Source organism: Vibrio sp. 10N.286.51.B11, assembly GCF_041469245.1.
Taxonomy (GTDB): Bacteria; Pseudomonadota; Gammaproteobacteria; order Enterobacterales; family Vibrionaceae; genus Vibrio; species Vibrio crassostreae_C.
Window position 1 is genome coordinate 88,412 of record NZ_JBFRKI010000002.1, and the last position, 17,940, is coordinate 106,351.

The 17,940-nt window shown below is 41.9% G+C and carries 17 protein-coding genes and 1 other RNA gene; 6 read left to right on the top strand and 12 right to left on the bottom strand.

From position 1 onward, the window contains the following. Positions 1–101 precede the first annotated feature (101 nt). From AB4154_RS00665 to smpB, 9 genes are all read right to left on the bottom strand, one after another. Positions 102–1,136, bottom strand: a complete 1,035-nt coding sequence (locus tag AB4154_RS00665) for a hypothetical protein (RefSeq protein WP_372121957.1) — start codon at positions 1,134–1,136, stop codon at positions 102–104. Next, positions 1,136–2,389: a hypothetical protein gene (locus AB4154_RS00670; RefSeq protein ID WP_372121959.1), complete on the bottom strand. Its 1,254-nt coding sequence runs from the start codon at positions 2,387–2,389 to the stop codon at positions 1,136–1,138. The genes AB4154_RS00665 and AB4154_RS00670 overlap by 1 nt, the downstream gene beginning before the upstream one ends. A gap of 542 nt (positions 2,390–2,931) precedes the next feature. Further along, entirely contained in the window at positions 2,932–3,780 is an 849-nt protein-coding gene (locus AB4154_RS00675) for a hypothetical protein (protein WP_372121961.1), read from the bottom strand. 54 nt (positions 3,781–3,834) lie between these two features. Next, positions 3,835–4,248 (bottom strand): hypothetical protein, encoded by a 414-nt coding sequence (locus tag AB4154_RS00680; protein WP_372121963.1) that lies wholly within the window; start codon positions 4,246–4,248, stop codon positions 3,835–3,837. A gap of 1 nt (position 4,249) precedes the next feature. Beyond that, positions 4,250–4,456 carry a helix-turn-helix transcriptional regulator gene (locus AB4154_RS00685; RefSeq protein ID WP_372121965.1) on the bottom strand — a complete coding sequence of 69 codons (207 nt, stop codon included), beginning with the start codon at positions 4,454–4,456 and terminating at the stop codon, positions 4,250–4,252. A gap of 114 nt (positions 4,457–4,570) precedes the next feature. Next, a complete protein-coding gene (locus AB4154_RS00690; protein ID WP_372121967.1) occupies positions 4,571–5,212 on the bottom strand; it encodes a hypothetical protein in 642 nt (213 codons plus the stop codon). Continuing rightward, a complete protein-coding gene (locus tag AB4154_RS00695) occupies positions 5,205–6,452 on the bottom strand; it encodes an integrase domain-containing protein (RefSeq protein WP_372121969.1) in 1,248 nt (415 codons plus the stop codon). Before AB4154_RS00695 ends, AB4154_RS00690 begins: the two co-directional genes overlap by 8 nt. 186 nt (positions 6,453–6,638) lie before the next feature. Next, positions 6,639–7,005, bottom strand: a transfer-messenger RNA (tmRNA) gene (gene ssrA / locus AB4154_RS00700). A gap of 66 nt (positions 7,006–7,071) precedes the next feature. Continuing rightward, positions 7,072–7,557 (bottom strand): SsrA-binding protein SmpB, encoded by a 486-nt coding sequence (gene smpB / locus AB4154_RS00705; protein WP_004735156.1) that lies wholly within the window; start codon positions 7,555–7,557, stop codon positions 7,072–7,074. Positions 7,558–7,676: 119 nt separating this feature from the next. On the opposite strand from smpB, the gene AB4154_RS00710 reads away from it, so the two are divergent. After that, positions 7,677–8,105: an SRPBCC family protein gene (locus AB4154_RS00710; protein WP_372121971.1), complete on the top strand. Its 429-nt coding sequence runs from the start codon at positions 7,677–7,679 to the stop codon at positions 8,103–8,105. A 3-nt stretch (positions 8,106–8,108) separates the two neighbouring features. After that, positions 8,109–8,417: an RnfH family protein gene (locus tag AB4154_RS00715; RefSeq protein ID WP_016796754.1), complete on the top strand. Its 309-nt coding sequence runs from the start codon at positions 8,109–8,111 to the stop codon at positions 8,415–8,417. 171 nt (positions 8,418–8,588) lie between these two features. Here AB4154_RS00715 and bamE read toward each other — a convergent pair whose 3' ends face one another. The 3 genes from bamE to nadK form a co-directional block, all read right to left on the bottom strand. Then, on the bottom strand, positions 8,589–8,948 hold the full coding sequence (bamE, locus tag AB4154_RS00720) for an outer membrane protein assembly factor BamE (RefSeq protein WP_010438918.1): 360 nt from the start codon (positions 8,946–8,948) through the stop codon (positions 8,589–8,591). Positions 8,949–9,115: 167 nt separating this feature from the next. After that, entirely contained in the window at positions 9,116–10,780 is a 1,665-nt protein-coding gene (gene recN, locus AB4154_RS00725; RefSeq protein WP_372121972.1) for a DNA repair protein RecN, read from the bottom strand. A gap of 280 nt (positions 10,781–11,060) precedes the next feature. Next, positions 11,061–11,945: an NAD(+) kinase gene (gene nadK, locus AB4154_RS00730; RefSeq protein ID WP_017066747.1), complete on the bottom strand. Its 885-nt coding sequence runs from the start codon at positions 11,943–11,945 to the stop codon at positions 11,061–11,063. 143 nt (positions 11,946–12,088) lie between these two features. On the opposite strand from nadK, the gene grpE reads away from it, so the two are divergent. From grpE to dnaK, 4 genes are all read left to right on the top strand, one after another. Then, positions 12,089–12,670: a nucleotide exchange factor GrpE gene (gene grpE / locus AB4154_RS00735; RefSeq protein ID WP_017069543.1), complete on the top strand. Its 582-nt coding sequence runs from the start codon at positions 12,089–12,091 to the stop codon at positions 12,668–12,670. A gap of 388 nt (positions 12,671–13,058) precedes the next feature. Beyond that, positions 13,059–14,333: a dicarboxylate/amino acid:cation symporter gene (locus AB4154_RS00740; protein ID WP_019823920.1), complete on the top strand. Its 1,275-nt coding sequence runs from the start codon at positions 13,059–13,061 to the stop codon at positions 14,331–14,333. 258 nt (positions 14,334–14,591) lie between these two features. Then, positions 14,592–15,629: a polysaccharide lyase family 7 protein gene (locus tag AB4154_RS00745; protein ID WP_048608052.1), complete on the top strand. Its 1,038-nt coding sequence runs from the start codon at positions 14,592–14,594 to the stop codon at positions 15,627–15,629. Between the two features lie 389 nt (positions 15,630–16,018). Further along, positions 16,019–17,932, top strand: coding sequence for a molecular chaperone DnaK (dnaK, locus tag AB4154_RS00750; RefSeq protein WP_372121974.1), 1,914 nt, complete (start codon positions 16,019–16,021; stop codon positions 17,930–17,932). The last annotated feature ends 8 nt before the right edge of the window (positions 17,933–17,940 follow it).

Genomic DNA, 17,940 nt, shown 5'->3' on the forward strand with positions numbered 1-17,940 from the left:
CTCAATATGACGTTGATTTATTTAGCATACTTACTTAGCCTTCTTTTCTTGGGATACTACTTGGAATACTAAATATATTGATTGCCCTTAAAGAAACAATATTAGATCAAAATCTTTTTTCTATCTAAAGAGTAGAAATCGCATAACAACCCAATTATGGATTGCAACTCAGTTGGAAGAGCTGTGGGTTTATCGAACTGTCTATTAAAGGCATGTTTTTCGAACTCTATTGCTATTGGCAGAAGCCTTAGCATTGATTTAGTGCTGCCTAGGTACTCAGCAATATCATTAGATGGAATGTTCATGAATTGAGAAATAACTTCATTTTCAATTGCACTAAGATCATAACTATCTTTATTCATAAAAGACTTCATAAGAGCTGAAGACATAGCCACTATTTCTTCAGATTTCTTTTTACCAACTTCACCAAATCGAATTCCATCAGAAATTAGCTTAACTCGGTCTTTTTGGTCTTTGTAGCTAAAATCTTTGATTGAGTAATCTAGAGTGATTATAAAAAGTGATATGTATACATACAGCGCTCGGTAAGAAACATCGCTTGTATGGCCTGAAGATATCTCAAGTAGAATTTTCTTCGACTTATCTAGTAGATCATTGACGCCATCAAAATTTAGTTTGCTTAGAAGGTTAGACTTGGCATTTTCATAGTCCTTTTTCCAGCTCCCCCCTAGCTCCCCTATACAGTGGTTATCTAAAAGACTCAGAAACTCTTCTTCGTTATATCTATCAATAGAATAACGAGCTGTTGAGTCAAGTTTATTCATAAAATTACCATCGAGAACAAGCACATCATTTTTTGCACCGAACTCACCTATATGACTTCTTTTATCTGTAGTTGCAACAACGCATTTTTCAAGGCCGAGTACTTCTTTTAGTCCTTTTGTCCAAAAAACTCTTTCTAGTGCTTGTGGGCGCTGTTTCATCTTTACATCAACGTTGGTTCGCTCTCTTGAGATAGGAGATGGTCTTGAATATAAAAATAGATCAACGTCAGTCACATCAAAGCCTTTGTAATCAGCATTGATTGATCTAACGACAAAATACCCAAGGCTAAGAAAGTAAAGTCGCAACTTTTCTTCTGCCAACTCCCCTTTTTTAAGTTCAACCTTTGACATTAGATTCCTCCAGTTCGAAGTTGGTTCAATATCTCACCTACGTTTCTTTTCATTGGGGCAGTTTGGTTTTTCCGACTTAGTTGTCTAGTTTGCTCTGGTGCTGCGTATGTGGTTACAGATACAGCAGGCAGTGACTCAAGAGAGTTCTGGCTAGCATCACCATCATTTATAACTTGTAAGGCTAGTTGGCCAACTTCTTTCTTTAGAAGCTTCATTTTACACATACTCCCGCTAACCTTTTTAACTTTTACAACGCCTTTAAGTTCTAGTATTTGATAATCTTGGCCAATAGCTGTAGCTGGTCCAATCCATTCACCGCGTATCAACTTATGCATAAGTGCAGTTATCATTTGTATTCGACCTCGGCCTGAGCTACTTGCTGTCATACCGTAGGTTAGAGACGTTACAAATACTTTCGCTAGGTCAAATGCATCTTCGACAGTAGAGTTAGAATATTTGTTAAATGCAGATGGCTTTGTGACAAATTCATGTTGTCCTCGTTCATTCCCAATAGCATTAACATCGAATAAAGCAATAGATTGTGCTTTGGAGAACAATTCATCACCTAATACTTTTCGAATAATAGAAGCACTGACACAGCCATCCTTGGTAAGCATGTCGTTTACTTCCTTTAGCTTAATCGAATCTTGAGAACTCATTGCCGTGATAATCGAATATGCTTTTTTTGTATCGCTTCCACGAAATAAATTGCCATTAAATAGTAGTTTGTTATTGCCATATGCTTCTTCACTATCGATAAAACCAATACATTCAGCATTGTGAAATAATTGGTTAATATCTGACTTGGATAGACTGAAATTATCTCCAATTTTTTGCTTTTCTGTTTTCTCATCCATAGGCTGTTGAGAACAATCTTCCGATAACTCAAGAGATGCTACTTCTTTCTTAGTAGGTTCAGATTCGTCAAATATCCTAGAAGTATGCTCTAGCACACTACTTGCCCCCATCCCTAAAACCTCAATTGCTCCAGTGCCTTTAGATATGATTCTCTGTCGTTCTAGTTCATCTAAAAAAGCTGGTAGCTCAGTTCTGACGTTTATATTCGCAGCTCGGGAAAGTGCATTTACTCTGGTTTCATCGAGCTGCTCTTGAGAATCCGAAGATAGGCTAGAAAGGAGAATGCCACACTTACCTGCAAAATTAATTTGTTCATACTCATTATCAGCATTGGTTACTGTTTTTAGTTTCTCTGCATGGTGAACTAGCCATGCACCTTGGGTTTTCTTTTCCATACTCTAGCCTATTAATAATTGTAGTTATGCTCATTATTCGATGGGAGCAGAATTATCTTAATTGCGATACTACAGTTAATTATTGACTTGCAACAAGTAGCAGTGAAAGGAGTGTGATCTTGGGAGATACTCATACAGTCGCAAGGGTTAGCTCTTACCTTTTGTCATGTGTTACTTGTTTATAAATCAAAGCGAGCTAATTATCTGGGTAGCGTGCTTTGTAACGCAACAAACGTTCAGGAAAAAATGAGGAGGGATATGTTAGCAATATGTATACAATTATATAAGTAATGACGTTCTGGCTCTAGTTAAGCTGTGTTTTTACAATCCATTACAGTGAACATGAAGTTAAGCCTAAAAAGAGGGATATAGAAACGTCATTTTAATGAATGTATTTTTAAGTAAGCTGAGTGTGCTCTATCCCTTGCTGTATATGGAACTACTAACTTAGATGCGTGAATTGAAACAACGATTTATTTTCATTAACTATATAGCCAACCAGCTCAAATTGACCATCGCTTATAAAACAAGCTCTATAGGTATCATTTCTTCTCTACTAAAGCCCGTTTTAGCCTAGTTCCACTAAAGGCGATTTTACGCTTTGATAATAAGCTTTGTTTATCTCGTCTTGGTTTGGTGGCAACCTTGGCTTGATAGCTAGTGTGCTCAAAAAATCGTTCGTAGTCGTTCCAACTTTTTATTAACCTAATACGCTCAAAGCGATCTTTATCATTGTCACCAAACCATGCCTTGAAAGGAAGTTTCTTGAGTATCGCTCTAATTTTTCTTTTTCTTGCGACATCTGTTTTACTCGCCATAGGAAAGGAATCAAACATGATTGTTATGTGGTAGTGCTTACCATTTTGAGTTGTTTCTTCGCAGCCTCGCCATATGCAAGGCTCTATTTTTAGTATCTTGAGCTGCTGATTAATCGGCTTAATGATATCGCTCATTGTTTTTATTTGATGCTGTTTAACGACTTTTGCACCTATTGTGAGCATTACGCCTACGGGTAACTCAAAGCTATTAAAAAATGGCTCAAAGGTTAGACTCAAGCGTTTCAGTTCAGCGCTGAAGCTGGCTCTAGGGCTTCCATCAGTGGCGCTTGTGAGGATGGGTAAGTGCTTACCAGATAATGGACTTCTGAATGTAGGCTGTGTGGTTTGGTGAGGTTTACTCTTCTGATACTTGCGTTGATGCTCTCCCTTGTTTGGTAAATGAGCGAATAGCTCATTCAGAATAGGAGAATGTTGCTTGAGCTTGGAAGCTAGCCAGATGTTTTTGTTTCTTCGTCCTTTGGTTGGTGGCGGAAGATCTTTATCTTTAACCATTCTCTTAATAGAGCTTTCTGATACTTGTAGCGTGAAGCATAGATCTTGAATTGTTAGCATTAGATACAAATACCAGAGGTTAAAACCCCGCATCTAAGCGGGGCAATATATGGCTTATTTATACTTACCTTTGACGCTGGTTACTTTTGGTGTTCGAGCCTTCTTTGCACCTTTTTTAGCCACCACAAAGCTATTACTTTTCCCCATCATTCGCTTTGACGCGACATTGATCTCTGGCGGAATTATCACTGGATACCCTTTGGCATAGTCCTTCAAAATTGCTTTAGCTTTGCGAGTGAGGAATTCACACGTAACACCTAGTTTTTTAGATAATCGGTGTTTACATAAATAAACATACGATCCATAAGATTGAGCTAATAAGTGGAGTAGTTTCCATTCATTGCTGTATGTCGATTTATGGATGCAGATACCTAGATCTGTAAGATGCTCTATGGCTCGTATATGCTTGTGATTTCGTTGTTTTGAAGCAATGTATTGGTGCTGAGATTCTTGCTGTTCTGGTGTCATATTAAGCCCCCTCATTTTTTTTGATTTCAAGGCTTTCAATCCATTCAATGACTTCATGTAGCTTGAATCCAACGGCACGTTCCCCCAACAAAACGCGATTCGGGAACTTTCCTTCGGCTATACGGCGGTAAATAGTTGGCCGTGATAAACCTGTTAAGCGAATGACTTCAGGTAAGCGAATAATTGAAATTGGGACTTGGGTATTCATGTGTTCTCCTAATGTGTTGTAACTTCTAATAGGAGATTAATAAGATCTTTGAATTGAGGTAAGACGGAAAAAAAGGAGGGAGATTAATTCCCCCCATATCGTGAATAGCTGATTCTATTGTTTACGAATAAGGTCTTTGTATAGTGTCTGGTATTTTGCCAAGTATTCTTGGTTTTTTGTATTCATGTAGTCGTTTCTAATTTCTGTTAGCGTGCTACTTCCATCAATTATTGTCGAGGCTTGCAAACCCTCCTCATAAGCCTTTGCTACTCGAATTGCATGAAACTCAATCGTTACTGATGCTTTACCAATAGCATCATTATGGCAAAACTCCCTATCAGGAAAAGGACTGATTCCTAACTCATCAAGCTTTTTTATATGCACGCGAACTGCTTTAGTATCAATGCCTAGAGCCTGTTGTGCTTTTTTTTTGCTACCTAACAAAACGCAAATAGCCCAAACGAAAGTAGAATCAGAAAGTAGTTTTTCTGGGCGACCAAATCTAGCTTTTTTATCTGGAGCTCTTTTTACCAAGTTATTCAGTATTTGAATGTAGAATCGATGTTCGGGGGCTAGATAGCTTGGAGGGCTTTTTAAAAATTCGAACAGTTCATCTTCATATTCAAGAAAAATTTCGTCCTCTACGAATTGTGTTATCTCTATGCTTGTTTCTTTAGCAACACCATCTTTTTGAGCGTGAACTTCCGATGCAGTTACTTTGCTAGGATTAATATCTATATATGTTTGTTTACTCATCACCAACAACCCTCAGGGATTTGTAACCTGTCACAGAAAGCGAACCTTGTGAGGCTTGTTCGATATGCTCACTCCACCACTTCATCATCGGACGTCTGCGTTCTAGGTAGTCTGTACGGTTGTATGCTCGTCTTACTTCATTTTTATCTACATGAGCTAGTGCGGCTTCAATTAAGTCAGAGTCAAAACCTTGTTCATTGAGAGTGGTACTAGCGATTGAGCGAAGACCGTGACTTACTAAGCGCCCAGCAAACCCCATACGTTTTAAGGCTGCATTTGCTGTTTGGCTGTTAGTTGGCTGTTTAGGATCACGATCAGCAGGAAATACAAATTCACGGTGTCCGCTTATTGGCTTCATTGATTCCAAGATAGCGATCGTTTGAGGGGTCAGTGGAATAGAGTGTTCTTTTCGTTTTTTCATTCGTTCAGCAGGAATCAACCACTGGTTGTTTTCAAGGTCAATTTCGTTCCACTTTGCGCCAGCGGCTTCATTGGGGCGGGTCATGGTATGTAATTGCCATTCGATAAGTGATCGCGTAGTGCGCTTAATGCTGGCGTTAGCAATCGCAGCCATAAGTTCAGGTAGCTCGGCAGGTGCTAAAGCTTTCATGTTTTCTTTTTTTGGCTTCTTAAAAGCGGCTCTAATACCCGAGAGTGGATTAGCTGGTGCTAGTCCGCAGTTTACCGAGTGATCCATAACTTCATTTAGACGTTGAGTCACTCGTTTAACCGTTTCTAGGCTACCTTTAGCTTCTACGGGTCGAAGGAGCTCAATAACCATTGGTGCGGTGATTTTAGATATTGGAGTATTGGAAAGGGCAGGAAACACATAAAGTTCTAGAGATCGCCAAATATCTTTAGCGTAGTTTTCAGTAACATCGTTACGCTTCACTTCAAACCATTCAGAAGCTACGTTGAAAAGTGTGTGCTCGATGATGGCTGCTTGTTCTTTATTTGATTGCTCGCGTGATTCTTTAGGGTCTTTGCCTAGTGCAAGTTGCTCTTTAGCTTGTAGAGCCAATTTTCGGGCGTTGGCTAGGGTAAGGTTAGGGTATGTGCCTAAACCAAGGTTAATGCGTTTCTTGGTGATGGGGTGGTAGTAATTGAGATTCCATTGAGTCGTCCCATTTTTTCTGACTCGGAATTGCAAGCCTTCACCATCAGACAGCACATAGTCTTTGTCTTTTGGCTTTGCTGCTTTAAGTTCTTTATCTGTTAAACGAGTAGTCTTACGAGCCATGTTATCCCCTCAGATTCGCTGTTTAGTATTCCAAAAATACGAGTTCTTACTTGGAATACTAACTGGAATACTAAAGGTATGAGAGGTGTAGATATGTAATGAAATGCTACGATACGTCTAATGCGTTGATATATATAGCTTTAAAAATAAAAACGGGACATCCTGAGATGTCCCGTTCCAAACGTTTGGTGGAGCTGGCGGGAGTTGAACCCGCGTCCAAAAATCATTCATCATTGGTACTACATGCTTAGTCGATCTTTAATTTCACCAGCAACCTGCGAACCGACACGCTAGTTAAAGGCTAACCTGAATTATAATTCGCGCTTTTCCTCTCAGGTGGGAGAAGCCACGCTAGCTAGTTTGGGTTTGATCTCTTATTGGTCCCCGTCTTACGAGCGGAAGCTAGGGTAAGAGAGCTCTGAGCAGGTTATTAAGCTGCTAGTGCGTAGTTTTCGTCGTTTGCGACTATTTTTTTGCGGCTTTTAACGTGGCCAACCGCCCCACGGCATGCACCTCAGACTTCAAAATTCCTGTCGAATCCTAAATCAGCCCCAAGTGTTATTTGCATAGTACCAGAAAAGCTTACCCTGTCTAGCACTGTGCGTTTAAGTGCTTAAAATTAACGCAAATTACTCTTCATAATTCGTGCTTTATCTCTCGCCCAATCTTTTTCTTTCATATCAGTACGTTTATCGTGCAGCTTTTTACCTTTCGCTACGCCAACTTTAATCTTCGCCCAAGAGCGAGACCAGTAAAGTGCGGTTGCGACAAGTGTCATGCCTTCACGGTTAATACGACCGATAAGGTTGTCGAGTTCTTTTCTCGACATCAGGAGTTTACGGATACGTGTTGGGTTCGCCACGATATGAGTACTCGCCTGAGTCAGCGGAGTGATCGTCATACCACTGATGAATGCTTCGCCATCTCGGATGTAAACGTAGCTTTCTGCGATATTGGTTTTGCCTTCACGTAGGGATTTTACTTCCCAGCCTTGTAGCTCAAGCCCCGCTTCTATCTCATCGTCGATGAAATATTCGTGGCGAGCTTTCTTATTAAGCGCAATGGTATTACTACCGGCTTTTGATTTTGATTTATTCTTTGCCATAATGGCCTCATTATACGGATTGCGCCCTAGATGGGGAATCCTTTTTATTTGCGCTCTGGCCCAATACAATTAAAATTGCAGTTTGTGTTAATGTAACGCTGTCTTTAACAGGAGTCTATATGCCAAAGGTTACTCGTTCAGCATTAGTGTCTTTTAGTGCCGACCAGATGTTCAGCTTGGTCAATGATGTTGCTCGTTATCCTGAGTTTTTGCCAGGATGTTCTGGTTCTCGTGTGATCGAATCTTCAGATTCCGCGATGGTGGCTTCGGTTGATGTATCTAAAGCCGGTATCAGCAAAACATTTACTACGTCTAACCGCTTAGCGGATGGCGCTGAGATCTTGATGGAGCTGGTGGATGGCCCATTTAAGAAACTGCAGGGTGGTTGGTATTTCACTCCGCTCGACGATCAAGCGTGTAAGGTTGAGCTTAAGTTGGAGTTTGAATTCTCTAGCCGAATGATTGAAATGGCATTTGGTAAGGTTTTCAATGAGCTGACGAGCAATATGGTCAGTGCTTTTACTCAACGAGCGAAACAGGTTTACTAAGCCATGACTATTGAATCAGATATGATCCACGTAGAAGTTGTGTTTGCGCTTCCACATGAGCAGCGTGTATTTACCTTAGTGGTAAATAAGAACGCGACCGTTGAAGAGATTATTGCGCAGTCTGGTGTTTTAGAGTTGTATCCAGAAATCGACTTGGCGAAAAATAAAGTTGGCGTATACAGCCGCAACGTTAAGTTAGATGCAACCGTTCGAGATAAAGATCGTATCGAAATTTATCGAGCACTCTTAGCCGATCCAAAAGAAATTCGCCGTAAGCGTGCTGAACAAGCGAAAGCGGCGGCTAAATCGTAATACCAAACAAATTTGAATGATAAAGAAGCTCGCATTAGCGAGCTTTTTTTCATCTGTTTGTTAGACAATACAGTCTACAGTCTCATTTGTTAGCAGATATTAAAAAGCCTGCTCATATGAGCAGGCTTTTGCGATTCTTGCTTTTGACTGGAAAGCTTTGTTAGTTGAAAGCTAGCGAAGGCTTTCGAAGAATTCATCACTGGCTTCAAAATCACCATTGATCGTCACTAAGGTGCCCGTTGCATCAAAGTTAACAACAAGATTTTTTTGAATCGAGTCTTCATGGCCTTTTGTGTGGTGGTAAATGTAGTACCACGTATCTGGGTAGCCATTTTCGATAAGCATAGGTGAGCCCATAACGTAACGAACTTGTGTTTTTGTCATGCCAAACTTGAGCTGATCGACAGCTTCCTGTTCAACATAGTTACCCTGATTGATGTCAATTCGATAAACCAACTTCTCTAATAGAGAGCAACCGGTCAACATTGTTAGTGCAAGTGGAACTGCAACTAACCACTTTTTAATTCGCATAGTTTGAGATCTTTCTTCGCTAAAATACTGCCTGATAATAAACAAGCTCCAGCAAGAAGTAAAAAGCTCCTTGCGCTTTGAGCTTGTTATGACTGGCAATTTTGAATTAAGTTGCAAAATTGCCAAGAATTTTCGGTAAATTATCAGAAAGTTGCTGAATATGTAACCTATGCTGCGATTAATAACTCTTTTGCATTGGCAAGCGTCGATTCGGTAATCTGGCTGCCACCAAGCAGTCGAGCAAGCTCTGAAACGCGTTGTTGCTCATCAAGCGTGTGCATTTGAGTCTCGGTTTTACCTGATTTCGTGTTCTTCGCTACAAAAAGTTGTTGGTGACCGCAACCGGCAACTTGAGGTAAGTGAGTCACGCACATAACTTGTGTCGATTCGCCCAGCTTACGTAGCATTTTTCCGACAACCGCAGCGGTTGGTCCACTGATACCCACATCGACTTCATCGAAAATCAGGCTTGGTGTATCCACTTTTTGCGCTGTGATCACCTGAATCGCTAATGAGATTCGTGATAACTCACCACCAGAGGCCACTTTCGCAATCGGCTGCATCGGTTGGCCTGGGTTGGTCGAAACAATGAAGGTCACGTTATCCATACCCAATGGAGAAGGGTGTGTGTTGGTGTTGTTCACTTCAATGGCAAACTGCGCTTTTTCCATGCTCAGTTCGTGCATGCTTTGCGTGATCAGCTTGTTGAGCTCTTTTGCGTAACGAGTTCGAGATTTATGAAGCTTCTCTGATTTAGCAACGAACGATTGGTATTGGTTTTCCACCTCGTTTGCCAGTTCTTCTAATTTTTCATCAGAGCAATCAAGCGCTTCAACTTGTTGTAGTAAGTCTTGATGGTGCTTATACAGCTCTTCAGGTAACACGTGGTGTTTACGAGACATCGACATCACTTTAGAGAAACGCTCCTCAACGTAAGCCATACGATCGGGATCAACATCAATGCTGTCTAGGTATGTTCTTAACTCGTTGTTGGTTTCTTCAATCTGAATAATGGCTTCGGAAAGCAAGTTTGGTAACTCGGCTAATCTTTCATCTAGCTCAGCTAGCTGAATTAAGGAGTTATTGGCCGATTGCAGAATACCAAGCGCATTAACTTCTTCGCCTTCATAAATAAGCTCGATAGCTTGCTGACAGGTTGTGGCCAGTTCTCCGCTATTGGAGAGGCGCTTATGCTCTTGTTCGAGGTCTTCATATTCTTCCTCCCCAATAGACAGCTCATTTAACTCTTTGATTTGGTATTCAAGAAGTTGTTTTTGAGCTTGGTTTTGCTGGCTATTTTCACGTAACTCTTTTAAGTGGTTATCTGCTTGTCGCCACGCTTGATAAGCATTACGTGTCGATTTCAATAGGTTCAAGTGACCTGCGTATTGATCAAGCATGGCCATTTGGTAATCGCTTTTCATTAACTGGTGATGCGCGTGTTGACCATGGATGTTGATCAGCAGTTGTCCAAGTGATTTCAATTGCGAAAGAGGGACAGGGCTACCGTTGATGAATGCACGAGAACGACCTTCTTTTGAGATGGTTCTGCGCAGGATGCACTCACTGCCATCAAGCAATTCGTTGTCTTCTAACCAGCGGGTAGCATGCAGATTGTTCTCAAGTAAAAAAGCGGCACTGACTTCGGTTTTTTCTTCACCTTGTCGAACCATTCCTGCATCGGATCTTCCTCCAAGGCACAGGCCTAAAGCATCGATAGCGATAGATTTACCCGCACCAGTTTCCCCGGTGATTGTTGTCATGCCTTTAGAGAGTTCTAGCTGTAAAGACTTAACAATAGCGAAATTATTAACACTTAAATGAGCCAGCATTTTTATTTACCTGTATAACTGAACAATACTGTATATAAGCCCAGTATATACTGTTTCTTTATACAGTAAAGTCGACAGGTGAAAATTTTTTGCGACAGCTCTCAGAATTGAGCTTGTCTGTAGATCACTGAAACCGCTATAGATTCCCAATTCAGTCGTTCCGCCCTCTTGGGAATGACGATGTGGTGGATTGTCGTAAAGATAGAGGCAGTGGGCTTTTAATCGGCAATAAAAAAGGCTGACGAATGTCGTCAGCCTTTTAAAATCGTTCGCTTTTCAATTAGAACAGCTTACTCGACCAGCCTAGCTTGTTACGTAGAACGTGGTAGTAGTTGTAGTCTTTAGGGTGGATCAGTTTGAGCACATTTGGGCTTTGGTAAATGTGGATCTCATCACCAGGAGAAACAGGCAGTGAGATTTGACCATCGCAGCTCACCTCCTGAGTTCCACGGTTATCAGGCGATACGATAAGCTTAATACGACGCTTGCCATCCACCACTAATGGGCGGCTTGAAAGGGTATGCGGGAACATTGGCACGAGTGAGATAGCATTTAGGCTTGATGACAGGATAGGGCCGCCGCCGGAAAGCGAGTAGGCGGTAGAACCTGTCGGTGTTGAGACGATTAAGCCATCAGAGCGCTGTGAGAAGGCGAAGCTGTCATCGATATACACTTCGAACTCGATCATGTGAGCAACTTGGCCGGGGTGCAGTACTGCCTCATTAAGTGCCGCATTGTGGCTTTTTATCTGGCCGTGACGATGAATTTCCGTTTCAAGTAAGAAGCGCTCTTCTTCCATGAACTCGCCTTTGAGAACATCAGTCAACGCGCTCTGGAAGTTTTCAGGGTTGAGATCGGTTAGGAAACCAAGATTGCCTCGGTTAACACCAATCACTGAAATGTCGAAACGTGACAAGATTCTAGCGGCACCGAGCATATTTCCGTCACCACCGACCACAATGGCGAGATCGGCGCGTTTACCTAACTCAATCAGGCTAGAAAAATGTTCTTTTGGGATGTCGTCTAAAATAGTTGCGAGTCTGTCATCAACAAACACTTGATAACCCTCAGCACTTAACCACTGATAGAGCTCTCTATGAGTCTGAATTGCTTGCTGATCTCGAGGTTTACCGATAATGGCGATGACTTCAAATGGCTTTTTCATAACGTTTCCAAACGAATTAGGCTTGAATCAAAATTCTTCATCCCCATAATAAAGGCAAGTTGAACGTCTATGCGAGTGTTTTATATCAATTTGGGGCGCAAACACGCCTGTCACTTGCATTGAAAACGAATTCTGGAGATATCATGAGCAACGAAGAAAACAAAGTAACCGAAGCAGAGCTAGATCAGATCATCGCTGAAGCTGAGAAAGTTGAAGAAGCTGAACTGAATGAAGACGCTGCTGATGAGCAGGAAGCAAAAATCGCTCAACTGGAAGCTGCACTGCTTTCTAGTGAATCTAAAGTGAAAGAGCAGCAAGATTCTGTTCTTCGCGCGAAAGCTGAAGTTGAAAACATGCGTCGCCGTAGCGAACAAGAAATTGATAAAGCGCGTAAATTCGCTTTGAACAAGTTTGCTGAAGGTCTGCTTCCTGTAATCGACAACCTAGAGCGTGCAATGCAAGCAGCAGACGCTGAAAACGAAGTGGTTAAGCCACTGTATGAAGGTGTTGAGCTAACGCACAAAACGTTCGTAGACACAGTTGCTAAGTTTGGTCTTAAAGAGATCAACCCTGAAGGTGAAGCGTTCAACCCTGAATTCCACCAAGCGATGTCTATTCAAGAAAGCCCAGATCACGAATCGAACACGGTTATGTTTGTGATGCAAAAAGGCTACGAACTAAACGGTCGTGTGGTTCGCCCAGCGATGGTTATGGTTGCTAAGTAATGACGAATTACGTTGCCAAGTGATTGACTGGTGCATTGACTGAGTTAGTCGCAGCGACAAAATAAATCACTGGTTTGCGTAAAATAAAAAGAGAGGTATAGGCCTCTCTTTTTTTGTGCCTATAACTTGAGAGTCCACGTAAATAAGCATCAAAACCGCATTAAGAATGTCGTTCTTTTTATTTCATTCAGATCAGCGATTTAGAGTTTTGTGTTATGAAACTTGTTGTGATTGAGTAAATGTTTTGATGTCACATTTGTGATGTTTTTGTAAATAAATACTTTTAATTGTTATCTTTGTATGTAAAATCCACTGCCATATAGCGATTTTGGTCGCATATATAACTATAAAAGTACAAATTTCAAACACAACAAACTGGAGAAGAACGATGGATAAATCGCTCTCAAGTAAAATTTTTGTAGGCTTGTTCGCCGGTCTACTTATTGGTACTGCTATTCAGTACCTATTCAGCGGTATTGCTATTTTTGATACGTATCTACTTGGCGCTGCCGAAGGTGCTGGTGGTATGTTCGTATCACTTATCAAATTGCTTGTAGTTCCTCTTGTTTACGTATCTATTGTTTGCGGTATTGTTGAGCTAAAAGATATTCGTTCATTTGGTCGTCTTGGTGGTAAAACCTTTGGTCTTTACATTATTAACACCATCATCGCGATTTCAGCAGCGCTAACGATTGGTCTTATTTTCCAACCAGGTGCAGGTGCGAACCTTGCGGGTACGGTTTCTGAGACAATTGCGCTTACAACAACTGAAACACCAGACATCTTCTCTCTTGTTGTTAACATCGTTCCTAGCAACCCTGTAGAAGCGTTCGCAAGCGGCGACATGCTACAAATCATCTTCATGGCAATTTTGACAGGTCTTGCTATTCAAGCGCTTGATTCTCGTGGTGGCCCAGCTATCAAGACATTCAAGATGGCTAACGAAATCATGATGAAGCTTATCGGCCTAGTAATGAGCTTGGCGCCTTACGGTGTATTTGCTCTGATGATTCAACTGGGCGCAACACTGGATGCAGACACGCTAATGTCAGTTGCTGGCTATGTGGCGCTTGTGGTTGCAATGCTTGTGTTCTGGATTTTCTTCTTCTATCCAATGATGGTTGGTTCATTCACTGGTATTTCTCCAAAGCAGTTCCTACGTGCAACTCGTGAGCAAGTTCTATTCTCACTATCTACAGCAAGTTCGAATGCAACAATCCCAGTAACAATGCGTACTCTTACTGACAAACTAAACGTATCTAAGTCAGTAGCAGGTTTCGGTGTACCACTAGGTGCAACCATGAACATGTCTGGTGTATCTATCTACATCGCACTAGCAACTATGTTCGTAGCAAACGCATTTGGTCAGCCAATCAACACTGCTGATATCTTCACTCTTGGTCTAACTATCCTGCTACTGTCTATCGGTGCTGGTGGTGTTCCTGGTGGCGGTGTTGTGATGGTCGGTGTTCTATTGCACCAACTAGGTTTACCACCAGAAGGTCTAGCGATTGTTGCTGCTGTTGACCGTATCTGTGACATGTTCTGTACTTCTTCAAACGTAGTCGGTGATACAGCGGTTAACACTATCGTTGCTAAGTCTGAAAACGAAATTGGCGTTGAAGCTAACGAAGAAGCTGAGCTGCAAAAAGCAGAAGCTTAATTCTTAATTAAGACTCAATAACTGCGAAGCCCCGCTCAACCAGAGCGGGGCTTTTTTATTTCTGCTGTTGGGTACTTTGGGCTGTCTGCTGCTGAGTTAAAAGAGGGGGCTATGTTGGTGCGAAGTCTCATTTTTTCTTTTTACTCGCGCTGAATGGGTCATCAGTTTTCAATATTTAATATAGATCACATATAATAATACAATATTATTTTATTGTTCTGGCAACCTACATTATGACGACATAAAGGAAACCAAATAATGAAGTTGTCTTACCTAAGCTTACTGACTGCTAGCCTCTTAGCGGCTCCCGCTCTTGCTTCTAATCACGATATTGGTCAACAGTTCAATCTTGATCCAGCAAAAGCGCCTGCACAAAACTTCGATTTATCTAAATGGAAAATTAACCTACCGGAGCTAACGACAGAAGGCTCTAGAAAAGGCAAAACATTGGAGATCGGTAAGCAAGAGTTGTCGAATGTAGACACACCTTACGTTCATCCAAAATGGTTCTACACTGATGCCGAATCTGGCGCGATGGTGTTTGTGGCTCCGAATACAGCACCAACGACACCAAACAGTAAGAATACGCGCAGTGAGCTAAGAGCGATGCTGGCAGACAGCTACTCGGCGCCGAGCAACAATTTCGCGATTTCAAGCCATGAGAATGCAGAAGAGTTTGGTTCTATCGGTGGTCAAATGACGGCAACACTTTCTGTTGATCAGGTGAGTACCAGCGGTAGCTACAAAAAAACAGGCGCATTCTCGGTAGTGATCGGCCAAATTCATGGTTCAGACAATGAGCCACTGAAAATTGTTTACCGCAAGTTGCCAGAACATGAGCATGGTTCGTTAACGTGGAACTATGAGTTAAACCCGCCGACAGAGATGAAAAACGCGAAGGATGAAAACGGAAAGAAACTTCGTAAAGACATTCGCCATGATGTATTTGGTCAATACAATCTGAAAAAAGGCAGCTCGGACCCTGCTGATGGCATCAAGCTAGGTGAAGTGTTCTCATACGATGTGAATATCAAAGATAACATCATGCACTTAACCTTTACTAAGAATCCAAACTCAGCCGATCCTATTGTGAAGACGTATGATGTTGATTTGGCTAAGGGTAAGTATCAGGGGCATGATATCGACCTTGGTTATGGACAGGACTGGATGTACTTCAAGGCGGGCGCATACAATCAATGCAACACTAAGAAGTCGAGCTCAGCCTGTGAATGGCGTGGTATGGAAGCGGGTGATTACACTCAAGCGAGCTTCTACCAGTTAGTGCTCAACCAATAATATGGCTGAATCAGTCACCATTTGAACAATATTTAACTGATTAATATCTATTTGAAAAAGACCTTCCACATGAAGGTCTTTTTTTATGGCATCTGGAATAGGGTTGAGGTTTCAATGTGGCGACAAATGCGAGAGTTTCTCAACATTGGAGCCTTAATTGGCAAGGGATCGGTCACTTTTTACCTTTATGTAAAAAGATACGGGAAAAAATAGATTTTTTTTACTTATTCCCTTGAAAACCAGTTTGCAGCCCTTATCTATGGTGCATACGAAAGCAAATTACATTTGCACTTAAATTTTGTGTATTAGGGTTGAATCCCTGATTACCGCCCCCCACATATGTGGGTATAGCAAAAAACTAATATAGATTATATTTCGGAGATAGCCTGATGGGTCGAATCATTGGTATTGATTTAGGTACTACTAACTCTTGTGTTGCTGTTTTAGACGGCGACAAACCACGCGTACTAGAAAATGCTGAAGGCGAACGCACAACAGCATCGGTAATCGCATACACTGACGGCGAGACGCTAGTTGGTCAACCTGCGAAACGTCAAGCAGTTACTAACCCTCAAAACACGCTATACGCAATTAAGCGTCTAATCGGTCGTCGTTTTGAAGATGAAGAAGTTCAACGCGATATCGAAATCATGCCTTTCAACATTGTTAAGGCTGACAACGGTGATGCATGGGTTGAAGCGCAAGGCCAAAAAATGGCTGCTCCTCAAGTATCTGCTGAAGTTCTTAAGAAAATGAAGAAAACAGCTGAAGACTTCCTAGGCGAAGAAGTAACTGGCGCAGTAGTAACTGTTCCTGCTTACTTCAACGATGCTCAACGTCAAGCAACGAAAGATGCTGGCCGTATCGCTGGTCTAGATGTTAAACGTATCATCAACGAACCAACTGCTGCTGCTCTAGCTTACGGCCTAGACAAGCAAGGTGGTGATCGCACTATCGCTGTATACGACCTTGGTGGTGGTACATTCGATATCTCTATCATCGAAATCGATGAAGTAGAAGGCGAGAAGACTTTCGAAGTTCTTTCAACTAACGGTGACACTCACCTTGGTGGTGAAGATTTCGATAACCGCATGATCAACTACCTAGTAGATGAGTTCAAGAAAGAGCAAGGTATCGACCTTAAAGCTGATCCACTAGCAATGCAGCGTGTTAAAGAAGCAGCAGAAAAAGCGAAAATCGAGCTTTCTTCTACTACTCAAACTGACGTAAACCTACCTTACGTTACTGCTGATGCGACTGGTCCTAAGCACATGAACATCAAAGTGACTCGTGCGAAGCTTGAGTCTCTAGTTGAAGACCTAGTTCAACGTTCTCTTGAGCCACTAAAAGTTGCTCTAGCGGATGCTGACCTATCTGTAGGCGAAATCACTGACGTTATCCTAGTTGGTGGTCAAACTCGTATGCCTATGGTTCAAGCTAAAGTAACTGAATTCTTCGGTAAAGAGCCACGTAAAGACGTGAACCCTGACGAAGCTGTTGCAATGGGTGCTGCTGTTCAAGGTGGTGTACTAGCGGGTGACGTTAAAGACGTTCTACTACTAGACGTTACTCCTCTATCTTTCGGTATCGAAACGATGGGCGGCGTGATGACTAAGCTTATCGAGAAAAACACAACTATCCCTACTAAAGCGGATCAAGTGTTCTCTACAGCTGAAGACAACCAAAACGCAGTAACTATCCACGTTCTTCAAGGTGAGCGTAAGCAAGCGACTTACAACAAGTCTCTTGGTCAGTTTAACCTAGAAGGTATCCAACCAGCACCACGTGGCATGCCACAAATCGAAGTAACATTCGACCTAGATGCTGATGGTATCCTGAACGTATCTGCTAAAGATAAAGCAACAGGTAAAGAGCAGAAGATCACTATCCAAGCATCAGGCGGCCTGTCTGAGGAAGAGATCGAAGCAATGGTACAAGAAGCAGAAGCTAACAAAGAAGCGGACAAAAAGTTCGAAGAGCTAGTAACTGCACGTAACCAAGCTGACCAAATGATTCACGGCACTAAGAAGCAAGTAGAAGAAGCTGGTGAAGCTCTACCTGCTGACGAGAAAGAGAAGATCGAAGCGGCTATCACGGCACTAGAAGAAGTTAAGTCTGGTAACGACAAAGAAGCTATCGACGCTAAAGTTCAAGAACTTATGCAAGCTGCTCAAAAGCTAATGGAAATTGCTCAACAGAAAGCTCAAGCTGAACAAGCAGGTGCTGACGCTGGTGAACAACCTAAGCAAGACGACGATGTTGTAGACGCTGAGTTTGAAGAAGTTAAAGAAGACAAAAAATAATTTCGTCG

Coding starts and splice junctions, on each gene's coding strand:
- AB4154_RS00665 (WP_372121957.1), bottom strand. CDS start 1,136: ATGTCAAAGGTTGAACTTAAAAAAGGGGAGTTGGCAGAAGAAAAGTTG.
- AB4154_RS00670 (WP_372121959.1), bottom strand. CDS start 2,389: ATGGAAAAGAAAACCCAAGGTGCATGGCTAGTTCACCATGCAGAGAAA.
- AB4154_RS00675 (WP_372121961.1), bottom strand. CDS start 3,780: ATGCTAACAATTCAAGATCTATGCTTCACGCTACAAGTATCAGAAAGC.
- AB4154_RS00680 (WP_372121963.1), bottom strand. CDS start 4,248: ATGACACCAGAACAGCAAGAATCTCAGCACCAATACATTGCTTCAAAA.
- AB4154_RS00685 (WP_372121965.1), bottom strand. CDS start 4,456: ATGAATACCCAAGTCCCAATTTCAATTATTCGCTTACCTGAAGTCATT.
- AB4154_RS00690 (WP_372121967.1), bottom strand. CDS start 5,212: ATGAGTAAACAAACATATATAGATATTAATCCTAGCAAAGTAACTGCA.
- AB4154_RS00695 (WP_372121969.1), bottom strand. CDS start 6,452: ATGGCTCGTAAGACTACTCGTTTAACAGATAAAGAACTTAAAGCAGCA.
- smpB (WP_004735156.1), bottom strand. CDS start 7,557: ATGGCAAAGAATAAATCAAAATCAAAAGCCGGTAGTAATACCATTGCG.
- AB4154_RS00710 (WP_372121971.1), top strand. CDS start 7,677: ATGCCAAAGGTTACTCGTTCAGCATTAGTGTCTTTTAGTGCCGACCAG.
- AB4154_RS00715 (WP_016796754.1), top strand. CDS start 8,109: ATGACTATTGAATCAGATATGATCCACGTAGAAGTTGTGTTTGCGCTT.
- bamE (WP_010438918.1), bottom strand. CDS start 8,948: ATGCGAATTAAAAAGTGGTTAGTTGCAGTTCCACTTGCACTAACAATG.
- recN (WP_372121972.1), bottom strand. CDS start 10,780: ATGCTGGCTCATTTAAGTGTTAATAATTTCGCTATTGTTAAGTCTTTA.
- nadK (WP_017066747.1), bottom strand. CDS start 11,945: ATGAAAAAGCCATTTGAAGTCATCGCCATTATCGGTAAACCTCGAGAT.
- grpE (WP_017069543.1), top strand. CDS start 12,089: ATGAGCAACGAAGAAAACAAAGTAACCGAAGCAGAGCTAGATCAGATC.
- AB4154_RS00740 (WP_019823920.1), top strand. CDS start 13,059: ATGGATAAATCGCTCTCAAGTAAAATTTTTGTAGGCTTGTTCGCCGGT.
- AB4154_RS00745 (WP_048608052.1), top strand. CDS start 14,592: ATGAAGTTGTCTTACCTAAGCTTACTGACTGCTAGCCTCTTAGCGGCT.
- dnaK (WP_372121974.1), top strand. CDS start 16,019: ATGGGTCGAATCATTGGTATTGATTTAGGTACTACTAACTCTTGTGTT.